21 protein-coding genes are annotated in these 21,256 nt (G+C 69.0%); 10 read left to right on the top strand and 11 right to left on the bottom strand.

Going from position 1 to position 21,256, the window contains the following annotated elements; all coding sequences use genetic code 11:
• The 7 genes from NS3_RS22700 to NS3_RS22670 form a co-directional block, all read left to right on the top strand.
• A partial coding sequence (locus tag NS3_RS22700) for a 3,4-dihydroxy-2-butanone-4-phosphate synthase (RefSeq protein ID WP_157101479.1) occupies nucleotides 1–1,224 on the top strand: 1,224 nt, incomplete at its 5' end.
• The gene (locus NS3_RS22695; RefSeq protein WP_084495838.1) at nucleotides 1,221–2,102 is read left to right on the top strand and encodes an alpha/beta fold hydrolase; all 882 of its coding nucleotides are present in this window, start codon (nucleotides 1,221–1,223) and stop codon (nucleotides 2,100–2,102) included. The genes NS3_RS22700 and NS3_RS22695, both read left to right, overlap by 4 nt.
• A complete protein-coding gene (locus tag NS3_RS22690; RefSeq protein WP_067863091.1) occupies nucleotides 2,099–2,926 on the top strand; it encodes an SDR family NAD(P)-dependent oxidoreductase in 828 nt (275 codons plus the stop codon). Before NS3_RS22695 ends, NS3_RS22690 begins: the two co-directional genes overlap by 4 nt.
• Nucleotides 2,923–4,260, top strand: coding sequence for an NAD(P)/FAD-dependent oxidoreductase (locus NS3_RS22685; RefSeq protein ID WP_067863088.1), 1,338 nt, complete (start codon nucleotides 2,923–2,925; stop codon nucleotides 4,258–4,260). Before NS3_RS22690 ends, NS3_RS22685 begins: the two co-directional genes overlap by 4 nt.
• A 31-nt stretch (nucleotides 4,261–4,291) precedes the next feature.
• On the top strand, nucleotides 4,292–4,486 hold the full coding sequence (locus NS3_RS22680; RefSeq protein ID WP_067863085.1) for a ferredoxin: 195 nt from the start codon (nucleotides 4,292–4,294) through the stop codon (nucleotides 4,484–4,486).
• 3 nt (nucleotides 4,487–4,489) lie between these two features.
• Nucleotides 4,490–5,725 (top strand): cytochrome P450, encoded by a 1,236-nt coding sequence (locus NS3_RS22675; protein WP_067863082.1) that lies wholly within the window; start codon nucleotides 4,490–4,492, stop codon nucleotides 5,723–5,725.
• A gap of 14 nt (nucleotides 5,726–5,739) precedes the next feature.
• Nucleotides 5,740–6,942, top strand: coding sequence for a cytochrome P450 (locus NS3_RS22670; protein WP_067863079.1), 1,203 nt, complete (start codon nucleotides 5,740–5,742; stop codon nucleotides 6,940–6,942).
• An 82-nt stretch (nucleotides 6,943–7,024) separates the two neighbouring features.
• On the opposite strand, the gene NS3_RS22665 is transcribed toward NS3_RS22670, so the two are convergent.
• From NS3_RS22665 to NS3_RS22640, 6 genes are all read right to left on the bottom strand, one after another.
• Nucleotides 7,025–7,864 (bottom strand): thioesterase family protein, encoded by an 840-nt coding sequence (locus tag NS3_RS22665; protein WP_067863077.1) that lies wholly within the window; start codon nucleotides 7,862–7,864, stop codon nucleotides 7,025–7,027.
• Between the two features lie 103 nt (nucleotides 7,865–7,967).
• The gene (locus tag NS3_RS22660) at nucleotides 7,968–8,555 is read right to left on the bottom strand and encodes a TetR/AcrR family transcriptional regulator (protein WP_245649754.1); all 588 of its coding nucleotides are present in this window, start codon (nucleotides 8,553–8,555) and stop codon (nucleotides 7,968–7,970) included.
• 82 nt (nucleotides 8,556–8,637) lie between these two features.
• Nucleotides 8,638–9,375, bottom strand: a complete 738-nt coding sequence (locus NS3_RS22655) for a class I SAM-dependent methyltransferase (protein ID WP_067863072.1) — start codon at nucleotides 9,373–9,375, stop codon at nucleotides 8,638–8,640.
• 92 nt (nucleotides 9,376–9,467) lie between these two features.
• On the bottom strand, nucleotides 9,468–10,256 hold the full coding sequence (locus NS3_RS22650) for a coniferyl-alcohol dehydrogenase (RefSeq protein ID WP_067863070.1): 789 nt from the start codon (nucleotides 10,254–10,256) through the stop codon (nucleotides 9,468–9,470).
• A gap of 26 nt (nucleotides 10,257–10,282) precedes the next feature.
• Entirely contained in the window at nucleotides 10,283–11,542 is a 1,260-nt protein-coding gene (locus NS3_RS22645; RefSeq protein ID WP_157101478.1) for a cytochrome P450, read from the bottom strand.
• A gap of 31 nt (nucleotides 11,543–11,573) precedes the next feature.
• Entirely contained in the window at nucleotides 11,574–11,975 is a 402-nt protein-coding gene (locus NS3_RS22640) for an SCP2 sterol-binding domain-containing protein (RefSeq protein WP_067863064.1), read from the bottom strand.
• A 161-nt stretch (nucleotides 11,976–12,136) separates the two neighbouring features.
• On the opposite strand from NS3_RS22640, the gene NS3_RS22635 reads away from it, so the two are divergent.
• On the top strand, nucleotides 12,137–12,706 hold the full coding sequence (locus tag NS3_RS22635; RefSeq protein WP_245649753.1) for a TetR/AcrR family transcriptional regulator: 570 nt from the start codon (nucleotides 12,137–12,139) through the stop codon (nucleotides 12,704–12,706).
• A 167-nt stretch (nucleotides 12,707–12,873) separates the two neighbouring features.
• On the opposite strand, the gene NS3_RS22630 is transcribed toward NS3_RS22635, so the two are convergent.
• The 5 genes from NS3_RS22630 to NS3_RS22610 are packed head-to-tail and all read right to left on the bottom strand — an operon-like array spanning nucleotide 12,874 to nucleotide 19,827.
• Nucleotides 12,874–15,300: a CaiB/BaiF CoA-transferase family protein gene (locus NS3_RS22630; RefSeq protein WP_067863061.1), complete on the bottom strand. Its 2,427-nt coding sequence runs from the start codon at nucleotides 15,298–15,300 to the stop codon at nucleotides 12,874–12,876.
• A complete protein-coding gene (locus NS3_RS22625; RefSeq protein ID WP_067863058.1) occupies nucleotides 15,297–16,256 on the bottom strand; it encodes an enoyl-CoA hydratase/isomerase family protein in 960 nt (319 codons plus the stop codon). Before NS3_RS22625 ends, NS3_RS22630 begins: the two co-directional genes overlap by 4 nt.
• A 13-nt stretch (nucleotides 16,257–16,269) precedes the next feature.
• Entirely contained in the window at nucleotides 16,270–17,394 is a 1,125-nt protein-coding gene (locus NS3_RS22620; protein WP_067863056.1) for a M24 family metallopeptidase, read from the bottom strand.
• Complete coding sequence (locus tag NS3_RS22615) at nucleotides 17,384–18,622, bottom strand: M24 family metallopeptidase (RefSeq protein ID WP_067863052.1); 1,239 nt, start codon at nucleotides 18,620–18,622, stop codon at nucleotides 17,384–17,386. Before NS3_RS22615 ends, NS3_RS22620 begins: the two co-directional genes overlap by 11 nt.
• Nucleotides 18,619–19,827: an amidohydrolase family protein gene (locus NS3_RS22610; protein ID WP_373865335.1), complete on the bottom strand. Its 1,209-nt coding sequence runs from the start codon at nucleotides 19,825–19,827 to the stop codon at nucleotides 18,619–18,621. The genes NS3_RS22615 and NS3_RS22610 overlap by 4 nt, the downstream gene beginning before the upstream one ends.
• 287 nt (nucleotides 19,828–20,114) lie before the next feature.
• On the opposite strand from NS3_RS22610, the gene NS3_RS22605 reads away from it, so the two are divergent.
• Both NS3_RS22605 and NS3_RS22600 read left to right on the top strand, forming a co-directional pair.
• A complete protein-coding gene (locus NS3_RS22605) occupies nucleotides 20,115–20,816 on the top strand; it encodes a TetR/AcrR family transcriptional regulator (protein WP_245649752.1) in 702 nt (233 codons plus the stop codon).
• Entirely contained in the window at nucleotides 20,735–21,223 is a 489-nt protein-coding gene (locus NS3_RS22600; protein ID WP_084495842.1) for a hypothetical protein, read from the top strand. Before NS3_RS22605 ends, NS3_RS22600 begins: the two co-directional genes overlap by 82 nt.
• Nucleotides 21,224–21,256: the final 33 nt, after the last annotated feature.

The following is a 21,256-nucleotide window of genomic DNA, read 5'->3' as shown; positions in this document are numbered from 1 at the left end:
AGGCCCCGCCGAGCGGCGCCCGCCGAAGCGGCGTCCGCCCAGCCGGCGTCCGCCCAGCCGACGACCGCCCGGGCGATGGTCGAGCACACGCAGCGGCCGGCGCGTGAGCGCATCGCCGGGGCGCTCACCGCGCTGCGGAGCGGGCGGACGATCCTGGTCGTCGGTACGGACGAGGGCCGGTGCCGCGGTGACCTGGTGACCGCCGCCGAACATGCCACCGCCGAGACGGTGCGTTTCCTGACCCGCGTGGGATGCGGCCTGCTCTGCGTCGCCATGCGTGCCCCCGACCTCGACGCGCTGGAGGTGCCCCCCGCGGACCCGTCGTCGACCGGTCCCGACCGTGACCTGTTCCGGTTGTCGATCTCGCTCACGGGGCAGGGCGCCAACGGTATTCGCGCTTCGCACCGCGCCCGCACCATCCGCGCGCTCGCCGACCCCGCCGCTACCGCGGGAGATTTCGCCGGACCCGGCCATGTCTTCCCGCTCGGTGCCGCGCCGGGAGGCGTCCTCACGCGGCCCGCCGCCCCGGAGGCCGCCGTGGACCTGGTCGAACTGGCCGGCGCGCGGCCCGCGGCGGTGTCGACGGAGGTCTGTGGTTCCGACGGCGAGTCGACCTGTTGGGAAGAACTGTTCGCCCTCGCCCGTGAACACGAGCTGCCGATGGTGACGATCGACGAACTGATCACCTACCGGCGCCGGGAACTGTGTCGGGTCGATCGTCACGGCGACGCTCGAATTCCTCTGCCGCTCGGTGACTTCCGGGCGGTCGGATTCACCGACGGACACGGCAGCGAACACATCGCCTTCGTCCGGGGAGACCTTGCCGCCCCGACGCCACCCCTGGTGCGGCTGCACGTGGAATGCCTGCTCGGCGATGTCCTCGGCTCCCGCGCGTGCGATTGCGCGACCCGCCTCGACACCGCGCTGCGGCGTTTGGTGGATACCGAGAGCGGCGTCCTGATCTACCTGCGCGCCGCGAAGACCGCGCTCCGCGACACGTTGCGCGCCCACGACGCACTGCGGCGAACCGGTCCGGCGCATCGGGTCTCCGACGCCGACGCCCACACCACCTCCGACATCCTCGACGCCCTCGGCATCGGTGAGTTCCATCAGCTCGCCGACGACGTGGAGCACCGGCTGCGCCCGGATCACGCGCGCGTCCTGGGTCAGGTGCCGCTGACCGAAGCGAAGCGCCCGGCAGGCCGGATGGGACGGGCGTCATGACAACCAGGCGCATCGTGACCGTGGACGGCGCACGCACCAGCTTCCTGGAAGCGGGCGCGGGGGAACCGGTCGTCCTGCTGCACGGCGGCGAGTTCGGCGCGAGCGCCGAGCTGAGCTGGGAACACACCATCGACGCCCTCGCCGGCCGCTACCACGTGATCGCCCCCGACATGCTCGGCTACGGCGACTCGGCGAAAATCGTCGACTTCACCGACGGGCGCGGCCTGCGCATCCGCCACATCGCAGGCTTGCTCGATGTCCTCGGCGTGGAATCGGCCTGGTTCGTCGGCAACTCGATGGGCGCGATCAATCTGTTCGTCGACGCCACCTCCGAGCGTCCCCGGCTGCGTTCGCGCGGTGTCGTCGCCCTCTGCGGCGGCGGCGAGATCCAGCAGAACGAGCACATGCGCGCCCTCTACGACTACGACGCGACCCTGCCCGCCATGCGCCGCATCGTCGAAGCGCTGTTCCACTCCGAGAGCTACCCGGCCGACGAGGACTACGTGCGCCGTCGCTACGAGTCCAGCATCGTCCCCGGCGCGTGGGAATCCCTGGCGGCGGCACGATTCCGTCGCCCTGGCGCCGATGTGCCACCGCCGCCGTCGAGTGAGCGCGCGTACCGGCGCATCACCGTTCCGGTGCTGGTGGTCGAAGGCGGCGCGGACAAACTGCTGCCCTCCGGCTGGGCGGCGGACCTGGCGGGGCGCATCACCGGCGGCGAATCGGCCGTCGTGGAATCGGCAGGGCACTGCCCGCAGATCGAACAACCGGCCGTGGTCAACGGGCTGCTGCTGGATTTCCTGGACCGGCACTCGGGCGCGGCGGTGCGTGAACCGCTGCCGGTCGGGGCGTCGGCCCGTCGAGAGGACGAGAGATGACAGGCGAATTGGCAGGCCGGGTCGCGGTCGTCACCGGCGGCGCCTCGGGCATCGGCGCGGCGATCGTCGCGGCCTTGGTGGCCGAGGGCGCGAACGTGGTCGTGGCCGACACCGATGCCGACACAGGTGCGGCGTCGATCACCGGATACGGTGCGGCAGCGGTGTTCCGCCACGTCGACGTGGCCGACCCGCGGCAGGTCGCGGCGCTGGTCGAGCACGCCGTCGCCACCTTCGGCGGCCTGGACGTGATGTGCAACAACGCGGGCATCTCCGGCACCATGCACCGCAGCTTCCTGCACGACGACTTCGCCGACTTCCAGCGCGTGCTCGGCGTGAACCTGCTCGGCGTCATGGCGGGCACCCGCTACGCCGCCGGTCACATGGCCGAGCACGGCGGCGGTTCGATCATCAACCTGACCTCGGTCGGCGGCCTCCAGGCCGGCGGCGGCGTGCAGACCTACCGGGCGTCCAAGGCCGCCGTCGCCCACTTCACCAAGTCCGCGGCCATCGAACTGGCCCAGCACGGTATCCGGGTCAATGCCATCGCCCCGGGCAACATCCCGACCCCGCTGCTCGAGTCCTCGGCCCGCGCGATGCCCGACGGGCTGGGGGAGCGGTTCATCAAGGCCATGCGCGCGAACATGGCGGCCGACCGCCCGCTGCCGGTCGAAGGACGCCCCGAGGATGTCGCCGACACGGCCGTCTACTTCGCGAGCGACCGCTCCCGCTATGTCACCGGAACCGTGCTGCCCGTCGACGGCGGCACCGTGGCGGGCAAGCCCCTGCCGGTGCGCTCGAAGTCGAAAGAGGAGATTCTGGGATGACCGCATCGACCCGCCGGACCGGCGTCCTGGTGATCGGCGCGGGCGCCGCCGGCCTGGCCACGGTGGAGGCACTGCGCCGCGCGGGCTACCGCGAGCCGATCACCCTGCTCGGCGCGGAAGCCCACCTGCCCTACGACCGCCCTCCGCTGTCGAAACAGATCCTCACCGGTGCCTGGCGCGCCGAGCAGACCATGCTGCGCCCACCGCGCATGTTGCACGACCTCGACGCCCGGATCGTGCTCGCCGCCACGGCACTGTCCCTCGACGCCGACACCCGCACCGCCCGCACCACCGCGGGATCCTGGCAGGCCGATCACATCGTGATCGCCACCGGAGCCGCGCCACGCGCCCTGCCCGGTGTCGCCACGCCCGGTGGCGTCCACATGCTGCGCACGTTGGACGACGCACTGGACCTGCGCGAGGCCACCCGGCGCTGCACCCGGGTCGCGGTCGTCGGCGAAGGTGTCCTCGGCGCCGAGATCGCCGCCACCACAGCCCAACTGAGCACCGGGTGCGCACGGTCCGGCCCCGGACAGCCGCTCGGTGACAGGCAACCGGCCGCTCTCGCGCGGTCTGCTGATCTCGGTCGCGCCGCCGAGGTCGCAGGCGAACCCGAGGCCGGTCCGGCGGTCACCATGATCGGCCCGCTGCGCGCCCCGATGGTCACTCAGCTCGGCGATTTCGTGGCCGATCGTCTCGCGGAACTGCATGTCCGCCACGGCGTCGAACTGTGTCTGGGCACCGGCGTGCAGGGCTTCACCGAACGCGGCGGTCGCGTCACCGGCGTCACGGTGAGCACCGGCGATGTGGTCCCGGCTGATCTGGTGGTTGTCGCCATCGGCGCGACTCCGGCGACCGGCTGGCTCGACAGCAGCGGCCTGCGCCTCGACAACGGGATCGTCTGCGATTGCGCCTGCCGCGCCGCCGCGGGCATCTACGCCGTGGGCGATGTCGCGCGCTGGCAGCACCCCGACACCGGTTCTTCTGTGCGCCTGGAGAACCGCACCAACGCCACCGAACAGGCGTCGGTGGTGGCGGCGGCCATTCTCGGGGGCGAGCCCGTCTACCGCCCGATCCCGTACTTCTGGACCGATCAGCTCGGCGTCAAGATCCAGGTCTTCGGCACCGTCACCCCCGACGCCGAAGCGGTCGTCGTCGAAGGCGATCCGGCCGACAACCGGTTCGTCGTCCGTTATGAGACCGCAGGCGTGGTGACCGCCGTCCTCGGCTGGAACATGCCCAAACAGGCCAGGCTGCATCGACAACGTCTGGTCGAGGCCGCCGCCGCCCGGCAAGCCTCCGCCGCGCAGACCGCCGCCGGTTCGCGGCCGTGATCCCTTCGCACCCCCCACAGAGAGGCTTCCGATGAAAGTGACTGTCGACCAGGTCAAATGCGTCGCGGCCGGTCACTGCGTCATGCACGCCGCCGACGTGTTCGACCAGCGCGACGAGGACGGCATCGTCGTCCTGCTCGACGAGAACCCGCCCGACGACCTGGCCGACGAGGTGCGAACGGCCGCCGCGATGTGCCCGGCCATGGCCATCCTGATCGAGGAGTGAACAGTGCCCGAAACACTGGCCGATGCCACCACGGCCGCCCACACGCCCGAATACCCGATGCCACGCGCGTCGGCGTGCCCGTTCGCGCCGCCCGAACAGGCCAGGGAACTCAACCGCGGAGCCCCCCTGAACCGGGTACGGATCTGGGACGGCAGCACCCCCTGGCTGGTCACCGGCTATCACGAATACAAGACCCTCATGTCGGACCCGCGGGTCAGCGTGAACGACCACCTACCGGGCTTCCCGGACTGGAACGAGGGCATGCGCGCCATCAAGGACGCCCGCCCCAAATCGGTGTTCACCACCGACGGTGAGGAACACAGCCGCTACCGTCGCATGCTCACCAAGCCGTTCACCTTCAAACGCGTGGCGGCCCTGCGCCCAGGTATCCAGGCCATCACCGACGAGCATATCGACCGTATGCTCGCCGGCCCCCAGCCCGCCGACCTGGTCGAAGCGCTGGCCCTGCCGATCCCGACGCTGATGATCAGCGATATGCTCGGCGTCCCCTACGAAGATCACGCGTTCTTCCAGAAGCACGCCACCCTCAACGTCGATCGCTTCGCCACCAAAGAACAAGCCGCCGAGGGCCGTTCGACGCTGGCGAGGTACCTGATCGACCTGTTGAAGCGCAAGCTCGACGAGCCCGCCGAAGACCTCGCCACCGACCTCGCCGAACGCGTCCGCGCGGGTGAGATCGACATGCGTGAAGCCGCCCAGCTCGGCACCGGCGTACTCATCGCAGGCCACGAGACCAGCGCCAACATGATCGGCCTCGGCACGCTCGCGCTGTTGCAGAATCCCGGACAGTGGGCCCTGCTGCGCGACAGCGAGGACCCGAAACTGGTCGCCAACACCGTCGAGGAACTGCTGCGCTACCTGGGCATCATCCAGAACGGCCAGCGTCGCATCGCCACCGCCGACATCGAGATCGGTGACATCACCGTCCGTGCCGGGGAGGGCCTGATCTTCGACCTGTCCGCCGCGAACTGGGACGAGCGCGAATGGGAGAACCCCGACCGGCTCGACCTCACCCGCCCCGCCGCCCACCACCTCGGTTTCGGCTTCGGCCCGCACCAGTGCGTCGGCCAACAGCTCGCCCGCGCCGAATTGCAGATCATCTTCGAGACCCTGGTTCGCCGGATTCCGACTCTGCGCCTGGCGATTCCGCTCGACGACGTCGAATTCAAACACGACCGCCTCGCCTACGGCGTGTACGCGCTGCCGGTGGCTTGGTAGAAGGAAGACAACCCATGACCACCAGTGCCGCCAGCGACGTCTACTACGACCCCTACGACGTCGAACTCAACGCCGACCCGTACCCCATGTTCAAGCGCCTGCGCGAAGAGTCCCCGCTGTTCTACAGCGAGAAGCACGACTTCTACGCGCTGTCCCGCTTCGAGGACGTCAACGCCGCCCTCATCGATCACCAGACCTACAGCTCCGCCCGCGGCGCCATCGTCGAGTTGATCAAGGCGAACATCCCCATCCCGCCCGGCGTGCTGATCTTCGAGGACCCGCCGGTCCACGATATCCACCGCAAACTCCTCTCGCGCATGTTCACTCCGCGCAAGATCGCCGCGCTGGAAGCGAAGATCCGCGAGTTCTGCGTCGCCAGTCTCGATCCGCTGATCGGCACCGGAAGAATCGATTTCATCGCCGACATCGGCGCGCAGATGCCGATGAAGACGATCGGCATGCTGCTCGGCATTCCCGAAGAGGATCAGGAAGCGATCCGCGATTTCGCCAACGACCAGATGCGCACCGAAGAAGGCAAGCCCATGAAGGCCGCCTCCGAGGGCCTGCCCACCGGGGAGATCTTCGAACGCTACCTCCAATGGCGCGTCGAGAACCCCTCCGACGACATCATGACCGAGCTGCTCGAGGTCGAATTCGAAGACCAGCACGGCGTGGAGCGCAAACTCACCCGCGAGGAACTGCTCACCTACATCAACGTGGTCTCGGGCGCGGGCAACGAGACCACCACCCGCCTCATCGGCTGGGCGGGCAAGGTGCTCGCCGAACACCCCGACCAGCGACGGCAATTGGCCGAGAATCCGAAGCTCATCCCCAAGGCCATCGAAGAACTCCTGCGTTTCGAGCCGCCTGCCCCGCATGTCGCCCGATACGTCACCAGGGACGTGGAGATGTATGGACAGACCGTTCCCGAAGGCAGCGTCATGATGATGCTCATCGGCGCGGCCAACCGCGACCACCGCGTCTACCCGCCCGACGGCGACGTCTTCGACATCCACCGGGGCGGCCGCCAGCACCTGTCGTTCAGCGTCGGCACGCATTTCTGCCTCGGCTCGGCGCTGGCCCGGCTGGAGGGGCGGGTCGCGTTGGAGGAGATCCTGAAGCGCTTCCCGGAGTGGGAGGTCGACCTGTCCAGCGCCCGGCTGTCGCCGACGTCGACGGTGCGCGGGTGGGAGAGCCTGCCTGCGACGACGGCCTGAGTCACCGCCCGAGGCCGGTCACCCGGCCGGCCGCGACGGTCACTCGGGAAGCCCGATGCGCCTGATCCCGGTCCCACCGAGATCAGGCGCTGACGGACGCGCGCCGCTCGACGAGGAGGTTCTGCGCGACGCGGCCGATCGGCCCGTGCGGAGCGTGCAGGACCGCGGCATTCATGCCGACACCGTCGCTGCCGACCGAGGCCTCGGCGGCCATGCCGATCCACGGCGACCGCGGTTCCTCGAACAGGTGCACGGTCAATTCGGTGTTGAGGAAGGCGAATTCGGCCGGGTCGAGCCGCGCGCCGACACCGTTGGCGGCGTCGGCGACGGTCATGAGCCGTTCGATTCCGCTGATCTGCTCGCCCGCGACCAACGGCAGCTTCAGGTTCACCCACGCCACCGTCGGTTCGCCCGGCTGTCCGCCGGGTGCGCCGAGGCGCCACTGCATCGTGTTGACGAAGCCCGTCATCGACCATGCCGAGGACACGTCCACGGTGCTCAGGTCGGGGGCCTGTTCGGGCAATTCGAGCGGGGCGTCGGCGCGGCGGACCACATCGTCGGTGGGCTGGTTGGCCAGCCGCCAGGCCGACGCGGTCGCGGCGGCGCGCCAGGAGCCGTCGGTCTGGCGCGCCTCGAGGACTGCGGACAGCATCTCGATGCGCTTGCCGGGTCGCGTCACCTGTGCGCCGACCCGGACCTCGGACATGGGAACCGGGCCGAGCAGGTCGACCGAGATCTTGGTCAGGCGCGCGTTTCCCCGAGGCGCGCACCGGTCCATCGCTCGGGTGAGGAGCCCGGAGATGGGCCCGCCGTGCTGAATCGGGCCCCACGGGCCGAGCACGTGTTCGGTGGGTGCGAAGCGCTCCATGCCCTCGGCGGCGGACTCGGGACTGGTGAGAGGCAGGTAGCAGGCGTCGGTCATCGGGAGTTCTCTCTGTCGATCACACCGGAGCCGGGCGGCAGGCGCGGCGGTACCTTCCCATTTTATGACAGTCGTTATAGGAAGTGTCCGCGACCCCGGCCGATCACGCGTCGCCCTGGTCGACGACGCTGCGCACGGCCGCCTCGAGCGCGTCGACGGTGCGGTCGAGCGGTTCGATGCAGCGCTGCGCCCGGCACAGGGCGACCGTGCCCTCGATGGCGGCGACCACCAGGGTCGCGGTGCGCAACGCCGCCTCCGCCGTGGCGCCGTGCGCGCGCATCGACTCGGCGAGCATGTCCGTCCAGTGCGTGAACGCCTCTGCCGCGGCTCGCCGCGGTTCGTCACCGCTGTCGGGCTGGTCTTCCACCGACACCGCCAGCACCGGGCAACCGGCCCGGAAGTCGCTGTCGAGAACAACCCGGCGCCACAGATCCACGAAGCCGCGCAGCCCGGCGACCGGTCCCGCCTCGAGCTGTCTGCGCAGCGTGCGTACGGTCCGCTCGTCGGCGAACCGCACCGCCTCGGCCGCCAGCTGCGTCTTACCGCCGGGGAAGTAGTGGTAGGTCGACCCCAGCGGCGCACCGGAATGCTTGGCCAGCTCGCGCACGCTGGTCGCGTTGAGTCCACGCCGACGCAGCATGTCTGCCGCGCCGGCCACCATGCGCTCCCGCGCCTGCGTCGACTCCGCCACTATCGCCCGCCCTTCCGCCTCATAACGACCGTTATAGAGTAGCGCCGCAGTTCAGGCCCGCATTCCCGGACTCGGATCGGAGTCAGGCTGGTGCGACTGCGGCGCGATAGCATTCGGTGACATACGGCATCTCTGTCGGACCCTCTGCTGCCACCAGGGTCCACACGCTGTCGAGCAACTCCTGCCGGGCCATCGGCGCCATCGTGATCACACAGCTGCGCGAGGCGACCATGGAGACGATCTCTTCCGGCGAGGTCGGGTGCGCCCAGCGGAAATCCCGGTGCTCGAGGAGGCCGAAAGGGGGCTGCACGTGCGGAATTCGTGCGTCGGCCCGCGCCGACTCCCGCTCGAGGAGTATGCGGTCGAGCTCGGCCACCCAAGGCTCGGACACATCGCGGGTGTTCCACACGAGGCTCAGCCGCCCGCCCGGTCGCAGTACCCGTGCCGCCTCCGGTATCGCCAGCTCGGGACTCACCCAGTGCCAGGCCTGCGCGCAGACCACGACGTCGGCGCTCGCGTCCGGTAGCGGGATGAACTCCGCTGTCGCTGCCAGCATCCGGACTTCCGGCAGCACCCGGGCGAACTGATCGCGCATCTCGGCCGAAGGCTCGACCGCGATCACCTCTCGGCCCGGCGACAGCAGGGTCCGGGTCAGCTTGCCCGTGCCCGCTCCGATGTCGACCACGGTTCGAGCTTCCTCGGGCACCAGCCAGGAGACGGATTCCGGCGGATAGGTGGGCCGGCCACGCTCGTACTCCTGCGCCGCGGCGCCGAAGGAACGTGCTCGACGGGCCTTGTCCCGGTGATCGGCGGTCGGCATGCCGCCATTCTCCCATGCGCACGGCCCTGAATTTCCGTGCCGCGCAAGTGGATGACTGCGCTGCGACGGCCGCCGGTCGGGGTTCTCCTTGTTCAGATCTCGGGAAGCGGGACGAGTCCGGTGAGGTAGGTGCCGCTCAACCCGCCGTCCACGATCAACGGGTGGCCGTTGATCCACCGGGCCCCGGGCGAGGCGAGGAACAGGATGGCGGAGGCGACCTCGTCGGGCTCGGCGTGACGGCCGAGCAGGATCGCGGCGCCGTCGATAGTGTCCTCGCCCATGGATTTCCGGAAGTCCTCGAGAATCGGCGTCCGGACCGGGCCGGGCAGCACCGCGTTGATCCGCAGGCCGAGCTCGTGGAGGGCGACGCCCATCGTCATGGTGTAGACGGTGGCGCACTCCTTGGAGAAGTTGTAGGCGTTGCCTTCCTGCGGGTTGTCCGCGAACCACGCCACCGCCTCGTCGAAGGTGTCGGTGGCGAGCAGTTCCTTGATCGTTTCCAGGCGCTGCGGCCAGCCGAACCCGGCCGTGGAGGACACCACGACGACCGACCCGCCGGGGGTGAGCCGCTCGAGCAGGGCTTCGGTCAGGTGTCGCATGCCGAAGACATTGACAGCCATGACCTTTTCGGCGGGCGCGGTGCCGGGCAATCCGGCGACATTGAACAGCGCGTCGAAGGTGCCGTCGAGCCGGGCGACGACCGAATCGATGCTGCCGACATCGGCGAGGTCGATCCGATGGTGCGCGACGGCGGCGGCGGGTTCGTTGCGGTCGAGGCTGACGACCTGGGCGCCCGCGGCGATGAGCTGCCGTGCCGTGGCATCCCCGATCCCCGAGGCCGCACCGGTCACCAGTACGCGCTTGCCGGTGAAGTCGAACATGGCAGAACTCCTGCTCTGGTGAGGTGTCAGTGCGCGACCGGGCAGCCGGTCGAGGCGGGCAGGCGCTTGACCGCGCCGGCGAAATTGCCGATCAACAGTTCCGGCGTGCCCAGGGTGAGGCCGGGCACGCGATGGAACAGCTGGTCGAACATGTGGCGCAGCATCATCTTCGCGAGGAAGCTGCCGAGGCAGAAGTGCGGTCCGCCGCCGCCGAATGCCACGTGACCGTTGGGCTTTCGGGTGATGTCGAAGGTCCACGGGTCCGGGAAGACCTTCTCGTCGCGGTTGGCGGAGGCGTAGTACATGACGACCCAGTCGCCGCGGCGGACCTGCCTGCCGCCGAGCACGGTGTCCTCGGTCGCGGTGCGGCGGAAGGTCATGATCGGCGTGACCCAGCGCAGGACTTCGTCGATGGCGGCGTCGATGCGGCCGTCGAAGTCCTCGAGGAGGTGGGCGAGCTGGTCGGGATGGTCCAGAAAGGCTTTGGTGCCCAGGCTGATGGTGGTGCGGGTGGTGTCGTTGCCCGCGAACGACATCAGCACGAACATCGAGGCCAGGTCCTCGTCGCCGAGTTCGCGCCCGTCGATCTCGGCCCGCACCAGATTCGACCACACATCGTCGCGCGGGCACGCGCGCGTCATCTCCGCGAACTCGAGGCCGGTCGACAACAGACCGAGCAACGAATCGCTCAACACCTGACCGGGTTCGCGACCGGCCGCGACATCGGGGTCGTTGAAGGCCGCCAGGCTGTCGGCGTGGTGGGCGGCGTCGTCGCGGTATTCCTGGGGGAGTCCGGCGATGTCGTAGAAGGTGTTCATCGGCATCTGCTTGGAGACGTGCTCGACGAAATCGCCCTCGCCGATCGCGAGCAGGCGGTCGACGATCTCGATCGCGCGCTGCCGGATCTGCTCGCCGAGCAATTTCACCTGCCGAGGCGTGAACGCCGCGCTCATGAGTTTGCGCATGCGCAGGTGCTCGGGGCCGTCCATCGCCAGGAAGGATTCGGCGGCGGAGCGGAAGTCCTCGGGGACTTCCTCGAGCTGCGTGCCTTCCGAAGAACAGAACAATTCCGGATGCGTGCTGACGTGGCGGACCAGATCGTTGCTGGTCACCGCCCAGAAGCCGGGAATGGTGGGCTCGGCGAGCATGCTGTCGAGGGGACGCTGCCAGCTCACCGGGCTGCGGCGGCGCAGTTCGGCGAAGCGCTCGTCGCGTTCCTCCGGAGCGAGCGCCCAGAAGGCGAGGCTGGAGATGTCGACGGGGTCGAAATCGGGGTGCGCGGTCATGGCTTCTCCCTGGGATGTGATGGAGCGGTGGTCAGGCGAGAAGGTCGGTGCGGCCGTCGGCTTTCAGCGTCTCGATGTAGACGGGGAACAGCTGCTTGCTCAGCGGGGCGAGTTTGAGCAGCGTCGCCACATTGCCGTCGACCTTGATCTTGCCCTTGGCCATGGCCATCGGCAGATTGACCTTGCCCTGCCAGTAGGCATTTCCCACTTCGGCGGCCATGGTCATGACGGCATTGGGGACGGCGGAGGCGCCCTCGGGCAGAACCGCCCCAGCGCCCATGTCGACCACGAGGTCGACGTCGGGATCGGTGAACGTCGAGCGCAGGACGATGCCGGTCTCGGAGAGCTTTGCGCGCAGTTCGTCGTCGGCGAAGGCCGATTCGAAGATGCCCCCGATGTAGCGGCGGACTTCGGACGAGTTGCTGAAGGCCATGAGGAGCCCCTTCCCGAGAGCGGATGCCGGAGGAATCACCGCACTGTGCGGTGGATCACAAACGAAATGTATCATAAGTTATCTTATGAACAACAGTGTTGTTTTCCGCTGGTGCGGGCTCCGTAGGATCGGGGGCGATGACCTAGGAACAGGGGGCCGTTGTGGTGAACAAGGTCGTGGAGCGCGAGGACTACTTCTCGGCGGCGATCGAGATACTGGCCGAGGCCGACCACGGCGGCCTCAAGCAGTCGACGCTGTGCCGGAGACTGAAGGTCACCACCGGTTCGTTCTACAACTACTTCGGCAGCTGGGCGGGTTTCAAGGCCGAGTTGCTGCAGTACTGGCTCGACGAGCGCACGGTGAATCTCGCCGCCGCGGCCCGCGACATCTCCGATCCGGCGCGGATGCTCCGGGCGCTCACCGACTTCGCCTGCGGCCTCCCGCACCGCGCCGAGGCGGCGATCAGATCGTGGTCGCACAGCGACCCCGAGGTCCGCCGGGTGCAGGAGGCGGTGGACGCGCAGCGCTACCAGGTCGCCTACGAGTCGGTGCTCGGCATCCTCGGCGACGAGACCGAGGCCGACCACATCGCCTGCCTGGGCCTGTTCATCCTGAACGGGTATCAGCAGATGCAGCCGATCCGGGACGTGTCCTACCTGCGCCGGGCATTCGACGAGGTCCTCTCGGGGCTGATTCCCGATAGACCGCCGTCTGCGGAAACGGCGCAGTAGCGGACGTTGCGAGGCACGAGCCCTCTTTGACGATGCTGCTTGCGCGGTGCTCGGTCCGGACCGAGGCGGGATCGTCTCGATACTGTCGCGAGGAGATCGGGACAGGAAGGGCTCGACGATGCTGGTACCGCCGATACCTGGGGCAGATGTTCGAGCCGGTGGTGGGGTCAGCGGTCGGACCGGTGGGCCACGCTCGGCGCACCGCCGACAACCGCCGCCGACTCGAGGTCGGCCAGTTCCGCCGCATCGACTCCGAGACGGGCGAGCACTTCGGTGGTGTGCTCGCCCAGCAGTGGAGCATGGCCGCGGTGCCATCGCGCGGGACCGGCGGAGAACCGCGCCGGGAGCGTGCTGTGCCGGGCCGGTGCCAGCACCGGATGCTCGACGATCTCGTAGAATCCGCGCGCTTCCAGGTGCGGGATATCGCCCTGTCGGTGCGGCTGCAGTACCTTGGCGACGGGAACACCGCCGGCCCAGAGCAATTCGATGATCTGATCGTCGGTCCGCTCGGCGCACCACAGGCCGAGTTCGGCGTCGATCTCGTCGTGCCGCAGTCGTCGGCCCGCGGTGGTGTCCAGCGCCGGGTCCTGTGCCCAGGCCGGATTTCCCAGGGCTTCGCGCAACGAGTGCCACTGGACGTCGGTGGTGACCGCGAGGGCGACCCACCGATCACGCCCGCCGAACTCGTCGGTCCCCGCGGTGCGATAGAGGTTCTGCGGGGCGGCCTCGGGTCCCCGATTGCCGTCCCGCCGCAGCAGCGCGCCGTAGGCGGAGTATTCGATGACCTGCTCGGCGGCCACGCTGAGCGCCGCCTCCACCATCGCGGCCTCCACGAGCACACCCTGGCCGGTGGTCCGCCGATGTTCGAGGGCCAGCAGCAGTGCGTTCAAGGCGTGCACGCCGGCGTTGGGGTCGCCGATGGAATACGGCTGCACCGGGTTGGCGTCGGGGTGGCCGGTGAGATTGGTGATGCCGGAGGTGTCCTCGATGACGTAGGCGAAGGCCGGGTTGTCCCGCCACGGCCCGGTGAGGCCGAAACCGGGCATCCGGACCATGATCCCGTCGGGGCGCAGTGCGCGATAGGCGTCGTAGTCCAGGCCGATCTGCTCCATGACGCGGGGCGTGTAGTTCTCCACGACGATGTCGCAGGTGGCGGCCAAGCGGTGCAGCAGGTCACGGCCGCGTTCGTCGCGCCAGTCGATGGTGATGCTCTTCTTGCCGGTGTTGAGACCGGAGAAGATGGGGGAGCGCTCCCACCACCGGTCCTCGGTGTTCGGCACGCCCGCGATGAGCCGGGTGCCGTCGGGGCGGGTGGCCGACTCGACGTGGATGACCTCCGCGCCGAGCATGGCCAGGACGTGTGTGCAGGATGGTCCGGCCCAGAAGGTCGTCAAGTCGAGCACACGAATCCCGCCGAACGGCAACGGGTCCGGTTCGCCGCCGCGGGTCGCGGCGACTCGCGCGGGCGGACGGTGCCGGAAGGCGTCGGTGTGCTCGCCGAGCCGGGGCGCGGGCGCGGGTGCGCGCAAGAGCGGGGGAGTGGTGCGGAAGGGGGCCGCCGGGCGCAGGAATCCGGCCGGGTCGGTGACGAAGGTGCCGCGTTCGGCGTGATGGTCCATGTGCGGTGCGTTGGCGCCGTCGGCGACCAGGCCGTTGGGGACGCGAAAAGCCGTGGCGAGCGCGCGAATCGCGTCGACCGGTTGCGAGGCGAACCAGGCGGCGATCTCATCGGCGTGCTTGCCCGCGCGTTCGGTGATCGTCAGCTCGGTGTCCTGGTCGATCCACTCCGGATGCCCGACGATCGCGCACAGGTCGAACCACTGCTGCGCGGTGCCGCAGCCGACCGACACCAGCCCGTCGGCCGCCGTCGCGACGCCGGGCACGCTGAGCCTGCGCTGGGTGCGGAAAGGGCGGCCGAGCGCGTCGTGGAAGGTGACGGGGAAGTAGGTGAGGCCGAGGATCTGGGTTTCGAGCATCGACAGATCGACGAGTTCGCCGCTGTCGGTGTCGGCGCAGCGCAGTCGCGAGATCATGGTGGCCGCGCTCGCGTGGGCGCCGGCGAACCATTCGCCGATGCGGCCGCCGACGTGCACCGGAGCGCGTTGCGGATCGCCCCGGCCCAGCCCGATGATGCCGCCGGACCAGGCTTGGAGGGTGAACTCGGTGGCGGGTCGGCCTGCCCACGGTCCTTCGAGCCCGAACGAGGTGATCGAGGTGACGATCGTGTGCGGGTGGCCGCGCCGAATGGCGGTGGGGGACAGCTCGGGAAGCTCCGCGAGCGCGGAACCCGGTGACCACACCACCACATCGGCTCCGGCCAGCAGCGTCTCGACCATCTCGATATCCGCGCGCCGCACCGGATCGGCGACCACCGAGTGCTTGCCGCCGGACAGGTACGCGAACAGCGCCCCGTCCTCGTCCGGGGCGATAGCGGCTCCGGAAGCAGTCCATCTCCGCAGCGGATCGCCTTGCGGGTCCTCGACTTTCACGACATGCGCGCCACCGTCGCGGAGCAAGCGCGTGCAGTAGGCCCCGGCGATGCCGGAAGACAGGTCGACCACCGTGCAGCCGTCCAGCGGCAGGTCTGGGCTCACTCCTGCTCCTCGCGCGCGGACTTGCTGAGCCGGAACTCGGGCGGGAAGCGGGAGTCGTTGTCCTTGACCGACTTGTTCAGCCCGTTGTCGAAGGCTTTGTCCAGCATGAGCTCGTCGTCGTCGGCGTGGATGTGGCCGCCCATCGACTCGAAGAAGCCGCTGAGCAGGCTGCCCATGTATTCGCCCTGCTGCTGCTTCATGATCTCGAAGAAGACCTTCTGCATGAAGATGGTGTCGGTGGGGCGGTTGCGGGCGCAGGCCAGCGCGTACTTGGCGGTCTCGGCCTCGAGCTCGTCACGGGTGACGACCTTGTTGAGGAAGTTGCAGTCGAACATCTCCTGCGCGGTGAACGCCCGGCCGGTGAACACCATCTCCTGGAATCGGCGCATGCCCATGGTCTGCGCCCAGGTCCACATGCGCGGGCCCCACCCGTAGTAGCGGAAGGAGGGGTGGCCGAAGAGGGCGTCGTCGGAGGAGATGACCAGGTCGGCGTCGGCGGCCTGGTAGAAGTGCCAGCCGTAGCAGTAGCCCTTCACCTCGACGATGCTGATCTTCTTGAACTCCTGCAGGCTGCGGCAGCCCGCCTGGGCATTGGCATACCACTGGCTGACGGTGGCGCCGTGCCGGAAGGAGTTCTTCGGCGGGTAGCGCACCTCGTCCTCGCCGATCTTGTACTCGGCCAGCCGCGGACCCTGCGACGGGTCGTTCTGCACGCGCAGGAACTCGGGCAGATCCGCGCCGCTGCCGAAATCGTCGCCCGCCCCGCGCACGACGAGCACCTTCACCTCGTCGTCGACGCTCGCGCGGTGGATGAGATCGCCGTAGCGCAATCTCGCCGCGATGGTCGGGGCGTTCAGATGCTCCGGGCGGTTGAAGGTGATGGTCGCGATGCGGGTCGCGGGGTCCTTGTCGTAGAGGATGATCTCCTCGGCCGACGGTTGATCGGATTCGGACATGCGACGGCTCCTGTCAGTGCGGCCAGTGCGGCGCGGTGGTCAGTACCTCCGGGCCGGAGTCGGTGATCAGCACCGAGTCCCGGGTGAAGACGGCGCCGATGCCCGATTCCCACACGTAGCCGGTGACCGCGAGGACCATGCCGGGCTCGAGGCGGTCGGCCTCGGCGGTTTCGCGCAGGTGAGGGGAGATCACGGGGGAGTCGAAGCCCATGCCGAGCCCGCGTGCCACCGGCATCGGGGGCAGTGCGACCCCCGCGGCCTCGTAGGCGTCGAGCAGTCCGGCGGCCGATGCGCCCGGCCGACAGGCTTCGATCAGCTTGTCCCACAAGCCATCCGCGCGCCGATACAGCGCGCGAACGCGGTCATCGGCCGTGCCGGCGGCAGGCCAGGTGCGACCTACCTCACCGATGTAGCCCTCGCCGAGCACGCTCGCCGAGATTGCCACCAGATCGCCGTCACGGATCCGGCGATCCGCACCCGCCCGCCGCCACGGATGCTCCGGCGAGGTCACCCACACCGAGTCCTGCGCGGCGGGCGTGCTGATGCCGCCGGCGGTCATGGCCTCGAGCAGCACGCCGATCAAGCCGTGCTCGGTGGCGCCGGGGGCGAGTTCGGCGACGGTGGCCGCCAGTCCGACCTCGGCCACGGTCAGCGCGCGCCGCAGCGCCGCGATCTCCTCGGGAGTCTTGATCCGGCGGGCTTCGCGCATGGCCTGTTCGCCGTCGACGAGTTCGGCGGCGGGGAAGGCCATCGGCAGCAGCTTCGCGAAACCGGGCGACAGCGCGTCGGTGCCGACGCGGCGGGCGGTCTTCGCGCCGTCGATGGCGGCGAGCACCGCGATGGTGTTCATCGGATTCCACCGCAGGCCGTAGAGGTGCTCGTGCGGGATGTCCTCGGGCACGCCTTCGTCCCAGGTGCTCAGCAGATGCACCGCGCCGCTGTCGCGGACCAGAGTGGCGACGGGACCGAACGGCCGGGTGCCCGCGACCCACAGTTGCACGGCGCCGGAGACATAGCGGGCGTTGGCCTGCCTGCCGAGCACGAGGATGTCCAGATCATGGGCTCGCATCTGTGCCAGTGCGCGATCGCGCCGCCCATGCCGCAGGGCGCGATCGTCGGGCACTACCTCAGTTGCCATAGGGGTCATAGGGGTAGTCGGTGAGAGGGAGCCAGCCCTCCTCGGTGATCACGATGATCTCCTCGCTTCGGTATCCGCCGGTGCCGTCCTCCCAGACGACCGGCTCGAGCACCAGCACCATGCCGGGCTCGAAGACGAAGTTCTCGTCATAGGCCGCACCGAGATCGGTGCCGATCATCGGCATCTCGGCCGCGCTCACGCCGATGCCGTGGCCGAGATAGAAGTGCGGCAGCCACGGCTCGGCGCCGTCGTTGGCCTCGGTAGCGGCGCGCGCCAGATCGGCGGCGGTCGCCCCGGCGCGGGTCACGTCCAGGACCGCGGTCAGCAGTTCGCGCCAGCGGGTGAACTGGCGCTGCTGGGCGGGCGTCGGGTCGGCGCCGACGATCCAGGTGCGGCCGAAATCCGAGCAGTAGCCGCCGTAGGTGATGCTGACGTCTGTCCACAGCACGTCGCCCGCGGCCAGTTCTCGTTCGGTGCTCAGCAGCGGTAGCGCGAGGTCGCCGTGGGTGGTCCACACGCCCTCGGCCTTGGTCGCGGGCATGACCTGCCAGATGGCGTCGAGCATGTTCGCCGTCGCGCCGAGTTCGAAAGCGCGGCGCACGAATCCGGCGGACAGATCGATCTGGCGACGGCCGGGCGCGAGCGCGGCCTGCACGTCGACGATCGCCTGCTCGGTGATCCGGGCCGCGGTGCGGATGCAGGACACTTCGTCGGGCGTCTTGACCAGCTTGGCCGGGCCGATGACCGCGGCGGCGTCGGTGGGCGGGCCCGCGGGGAACACCGTGGCGCCCGCCCGCAGCATGGCGCCGGTGTACTCGTCGACCGCCACCGTCGAGCCGGAGGGGATCAGGTCGGCGAGAATCCGGGTGAAACCCCGCACGCCCTCGTCGAATTCGAGATAGACCGGTCCGTGCAGGTGATCGGCGGGCAACTCGGACTCCGCGGCCGCGCCCTCCCGGAACGGCAGGAACAGATGCGGATGCGGGTCGCCGGCCAGCACCACGGCCACCGGACGCTCGACATGCGCGAGGCCGGCGTCGCCGAGCGGCCAGTTGGCGCCGGTCGCGTAGACGACATTGCTGTTGTTGAGCAGCACCAGGGCATCCACGCCCTGGGCGGCCATCGCGGCGCGCAGCCGGGCGTCGGTCTCCCGGCGCATGCGGGCGCGGTCGGGGACCTCGGGGATCACGAAGGACGACGAGGTCTGCGGGGTGGCGAAAGCGGTCATCGCGATTCCAGGGGGGATCGTGTTTCCTGGGAGGACAGTCCCAGGAAGTCCTGGACGTTGGTGCTGACGACGCGGGCGGCGTCCTCGGGGCCCAGCGCCTCCACGACCGCGGCCAGGGACTTCTCCGAGTAGCCGAAGGTGCTCTCGTTGTGCGGGTAGTCCGAGGACCACATCACCCGGTCCACGCCGATCTGGTCGACCAATGCGAGGCCGAGCGGATCGACCATGAAGGACGCGCGCATGTGGTTGTCCCAGTAGTGGCGCACGTCGTGGTCGAGCGGGCGGTCGAGCATGTGCTGGAAGGAGGCGTGCATGTGCTCGGCGTCCTGCAGGGCCGCGGCCACCCAGTTGATCCCGCCCTCGAACCAGCCGATGCTCAGGCCGGGATGGCGGTCGATGATGCCGCTGAAGATGTACTTGGAGAACAACTCCCGGAACGGCGCGACGTTGTGCATCATGCCGACCGCGACGCTGTTGACCTCGCACGGGCTCGACAGCGGAGACTCGCCGATGTGGTGGGAGACCGGCACGCCGGACTCCTCGATGGCGTCCCACACCGGGATCATCGCGGTGCTCCCGTAGTCGATGATCTTGCCGTCGTCGTCCTTGCCTGCCGACAGGGGCAGCAGAAAGGTCTTCAGGCCGAGTCCTCGGAGTTCCTCGAGGGTGCGTCGCGCGCCCTCGGGCTCCCACCAGTTGATGAGGCCGACGCCGTAGAACGCGCCGTCGGACTGCTCCTGCAGCTCGGCGATGTAGGCGTTGTAGACGCGGAAACACAGCTCGCGGATCTCTTTGTCCGGGTAGAACAGCAGCGCCAGCAGCGCGTTGGGGAACGCGAGCTCCTTGGCGATGCCGTCGGCGCGCAGATCGGCGGTACGGGCTTCGAGGTTGGCGCTGCCCGAGCCGTCCAGCGGGTCGTACTGCATGAGCACGTGGCTGAAATCGCCGGGCAGGAAGGACTTTCCCTTGCGCCCGAGCTGGAAGGCACCGTCCTCGTACCAGACGCGGGGCGCACGGTCCTTGAGGCTCTCGGGGAAGCGTTCGAAGAAGATGTCGTGCGCCAGGGAGATGTGATTGTCGGCCGAGAACACCTCGGTGCCCGCGGGCAGGCCGAGAGTGCCTTCGGCATGGCCGCGCCGGTCCTTGGGCGGGCCGAAGCCACCCGGCGGATACAACGAAGCACTGCTGGTCGGAACCGACATCATGACCCTCCGTGGGGAGTTCGGGTGTGGTCGAGGCACCGGTCGGCAGGGGCCGAGCAGTGCGGTAATGAGATTATCACACTAGGAGAAGATGACTTCCAAGTGTGAGGGATGAGATCAGGTATAAGGGCAGATGGAAAGTGGAGAATAATATTCTCATGGTGATGTGTCACAAGGGGTGTGCGACACGACCGGAGGGGACCTTCGCGCCACGCCATGAGACCCTTGTCACAAGTCCGAAACCAACCTACTGTGTGTTCACTTGGTTTCCAGCCGACAGGTGTTTCCGCGTGACAGCTCCTCGCCCCTATGCCTCACTGCTCGCCAAAGGCGAAGATCGCCGGCAGCGCATCCTGGCCGTCGCTCAGCGGCTGCTCACCCAGAACGGCTGGCGTAACACCACCGTCGCGATGGTCGCGCGCGAGGCCGGGGTCAGCCCGGCGGGCCTGCTGCACCACTTCCCCTCCAAGGACCAACTGCTGCACGCCGTCCTCGACGCCAAGGACGCCGACGATCTGTCTCGGGCCGACCTCACCGGGGACCTGTTCGTCGAGATCGGCCGGGTCGCCGAACGCATCCAGCGCTCACCGGAGCTGGTCGGCACCTTCGTGGTGATGCTGGTGGAGAACCTGCAGCCCGACGCGCCGCTGCACGACCGCCTGCTCGACAGATGGAAACTCGCCGTCGGCATCGTGGCCGCGATCATCAGGCACAACCAGGAGCTCGGTAAGTACCGGGCCGATCTGGATGCCGATGTCCGGGCCATGGAAATCGTTGCATTCATCAACGGAATGGAGATCTCATGGCTGCTCGATCATTCGATCCCGCTGGCGAAGGTGTTCGAGGAATACACTCGGGCGCTGGCCCGGGACTTCGCTCCGGCCACGGAACGACCCGCTACCGGCTCGACATCGTCGGGACCAGCATCGTCGACGTCGTCGAGCATGCCGGTGGATGGCTGTTCGACCGTGCGATCGCCGGCTGGGAGGTGACCGTACTGGTCGCCGATCTCGCCGATTCCCGCCCGTTGCGCATCCTCGGCGCGGAAGTGCTGGACCTGGAGTCGGTGCTGTCCGCGAGCGGGCAGGGGCGCAGACCCGACGCGCTCGGTATCGCGAGCGCTGTCTGTCAACAGGATTCGCGGGCGCACCGCGGAGTGCTCAAGGCGCTGCGCGACGGCGGCGTCGAGGTCGTGGTGTGGGGCGAGGACTGGTCGACTCCGCCCGAGCATCGGGTGGATCCGGTGCTGCACCGGCTCAGCATGGCGGCGCAGGCATTCAAGGCGCAGGCGCTGACCGCAGCGGCGGCATTGTCGGTCGCGGTCGGTTCGACGGAGATCTTTCGCAGCGGAGCCACGCTCGTGCCCCAGGTCGCCGCCGACCTGATGCCGGTCGGGTGATGCGGGATGCGGGCGGGGCAGGCTCGAAACGAC

It is taken from the genome of Nocardia shimofusensis NBRC 100134 (genome assembly GCF_001613125.1).
Lineage (GTDB): Bacteria > Actinomycetota > Actinomycetes > Mycobacteriales > Mycobacteriaceae > Nocardia > Nocardia shimofusensis.
This window is presented reverse-complemented; position numbering and strand designations above follow the sequence as displayed.

Bases quoted from the DNA above. Each gene is read 5' to 3' on its own strand.
- NS3_RS22695 (WP_084495838.1), top strand. From the start codon at position 1,221: ATGACAACCAGGCGCATCGTGACCGTGGACGGCGCACGCACCAGCTTC.
- NS3_RS22690 (WP_067863091.1), top strand. From the start codon at position 2,099: ATGACAGGCGAATTGGCAGGCCGGGTCGCGGTCGTCACCGGCGGCGCC.
- NS3_RS22685 (WP_067863088.1), top strand. From the start codon at position 2,923: ATGACCGCATCGACCCGCCGGACCGGCGTCCTGGTGATCGGCGCGGGC.
- NS3_RS22680 (WP_067863085.1), top strand. From the start codon at position 4,292: ATGAAAGTGACTGTCGACCAGGTCAAATGCGTCGCGGCCGGTCACTGC.
- NS3_RS22670 (WP_067863079.1), top strand. From the start codon at position 5,740: ATGACCACCAGTGCCGCCAGCGACGTCTACTACGACCCCTACGACGTC.
- NS3_RS22665 (WP_067863077.1), bottom strand. From the start codon at position 7,864: ATGACCGACGCCTGCTACCTGCCTCTCACCAGTCCCGAGTCCGCCGCC.
- NS3_RS22655 (WP_067863072.1), bottom strand. From the start codon at position 9,375: ATGCCGACCGCCGATCACCGGGACAAGGCCCGTCGAGCACGTTCCTTC.
- NS3_RS22650 (WP_067863070.1), bottom strand. From the start codon at position 10,256: ATGTTCGACTTCACCGGCAAGCGCGTACTGGTGACCGGTGCGGCCTCG.
- NS3_RS22645 (WP_157101478.1), bottom strand. From the start codon at position 11,542: ATGACCGCGCACCCCGATTTCGACCCCGTCGACATCTCCAGCCTCGCC.
- NS3_RS22640 (WP_067863064.1), bottom strand. From the start codon at position 11,975: ATGGCCTTCAGCAACTCGTCCGAAGTCCGCCGCTACATCGGGGGCATC.
- NS3_RS22625 (WP_067863058.1), bottom strand. From the start codon at position 16,256: ATGTCCGAATCCGATCAACCGTCGGCCGAGGAGATCATCCTCTACGAC.
- NS3_RS22620 (WP_067863056.1), bottom strand. From the start codon at position 17,394: ATGGCAACTGAGGTAGTGCCCGACGATCGCGCCCTGCGGCATGGGCGG.
- NS3_RS22615 (WP_067863052.1), bottom strand. From the start codon at position 18,622: ATGACCGCTTTCGCCACCCCGCAGACCTCGTCGTCCTTCGTGATCCCC.
- NS3_RS22610 (WP_373865335.1), bottom strand. From the start codon at position 19,827: ATGATGTCGGTTCCGACCAGCAGTGCTTCGTTGTATCCGCCGGGTGGC.